The 1,555-nt window shown below is 73.6% G+C and carries 2 protein-coding genes; both read left to right on the forward strand.

Translation table 11 applies throughout. From position 1 onward, the window contains the following. The coding region (locus AB0D67_RS39095) for a phosphopantetheine-binding protein (protein ID WP_362947498.1) at window positions 1–764 on the forward strand (764 nt) is incomplete at its 5' end. Next, on the forward strand, window positions 754–1,555 hold an 802-nt coding region (locus tag AB0D67_RS39100; RefSeq protein ID WP_362947501.1), incomplete at its 3' end, for a beta-ketoacyl synthase N-terminal-like domain-containing protein. The genes AB0D67_RS39095 and AB0D67_RS39100, both read left to right, overlap by 11 nt.

Genomic DNA, 1,555 nt, shown 5'->3' on the forward strand with positions numbered 1-1,555 from the left:
TGGAGCTGTTCGACGCGGCCCTGAGCGGTGACGACGCGCTCGTGGTCGCGGCCCGTTGGGACGCCGCCGGGCTGCGTGCCAGGGCCGAGAACGGCGACCTGCCACCCATGCTGCGCGGCCTCGCCCGCGCCGTGCCGCGCCGGGCCGTCGCGAACCCCGTGGCGCCGGCCGCGGCGAGCGGCCCGGAGCTGGGGGAGCGGCTGGCGCTCATGAGCGAGGCCGACGCGCGAGCCCACCTCACCCACCTCGTGAGGGCCCACGTGGCGGCCGTGCTCGCCCACCCCGGACCCGACACCGTGGACGTGGACCGCGCCTTCAACGAGCTGGGCTTCGACTCCCTGACCGCCGTCGAGCTGCGCAACCGGCTCAACACCGACACGGGCCTGCGGTTGCCCGCCACGCTGGTCTTCGACCACCCCACCGTCGCGTCGCTCGCGGGGTACCTGTTCACCGGCCTGGCGCCGGACGGGCCCTCGCCGGAGGACGCGCTGCGGGCGGCGGTGGACCAGGCCGAGGCGGCGCTCCTGACCGCCGACGGCGAGGGGGCCGCGGTGCGCCGCCAGCTCGTCGCCATCCTGCAGAGCGCCCTGTCCAGGATCGGCGACACCGGGGCCGCCACCGCGGTCACCGCCGTGAACGGCGCCGGCGGGGCCGAGGAAGAGATCGTTTCCGCATCGGACGAGGAGATCTTCGCCTTGATCGACAACCGAGCCATGACATCACCGCTGAGGACCTCGATGGAACGGCTCGACCATGGCGAGTGAGGCCGAGCTGCGCGCATACCTGAAGCGGGTGACCGTCGACCTGGCGGAGGCCCGCCGGCGACTGGGCGAGGACGAGGAGCGCCGTCGCGAACCGGTGGCGATCGTCGGGATGGCGTGCCGCTACCCGGGTGGGATCGCCTCCCCGGAGGACCTGTGGGAGCTGGTCTCCTCAGGCCGGGACGCGATCGGTGAGTTCCCGGCGGACCGCGGCTGGGACGTGGACGCGCTGTACGACCCCGACCCCGAGGCGGCCGGGAAGACCTACACCCGCCACGGCGGCTTCCTGTACGACGTCGCCGACTTCGACGCGGCCTTCTTCGGCATCAGCCCGCGCGGCGCGCTGGGCACCGACCCGCAGCACCGGCTGTTCCTGGAGACGTGCTGGGGGGCGCTCGCGCACGCCGGGATCGACCCGGCGACCCTGCACGGCACCCGCACCGGGATCTACGCGGGCAACATGTTCAACGAGTACTCCTCCCGGTTCATGCACGGCGCGGTGCCCCCGGCCATGGAGGGCACGCTGCTGTCCTCCAGCACGCCGAGCGTGCTGTCCGGCCGCGTCTCCTACACCTTCGGCCTGGAGGGGCCGGCGCTGACGGTGGACACCGCCTGCTCGTCCTCACTGGTCACGCTGCATCTCGCCGTACGGGCCCTGCGTCAGGGCGAGTGCTCGCTGGCACTGGCGGGCGGCGTCACCGTGATCGCCGAGCCGGACTCGTTCGTCGAGTTCAGCAGACAGGGCGCGCTGTCACCCGACGGCCGCTGCAAGTCGTTCTCCGCCTCGGCCGACG

This window comes from Streptosporangium sp. NPDC048047 (genome assembly GCF_040653115.1).
Taxonomy (GTDB): domain Bacteria; phylum Actinomycetota; class Actinomycetes; order Streptosporangiales; family Streptosporangiaceae; genus Streptosporangium.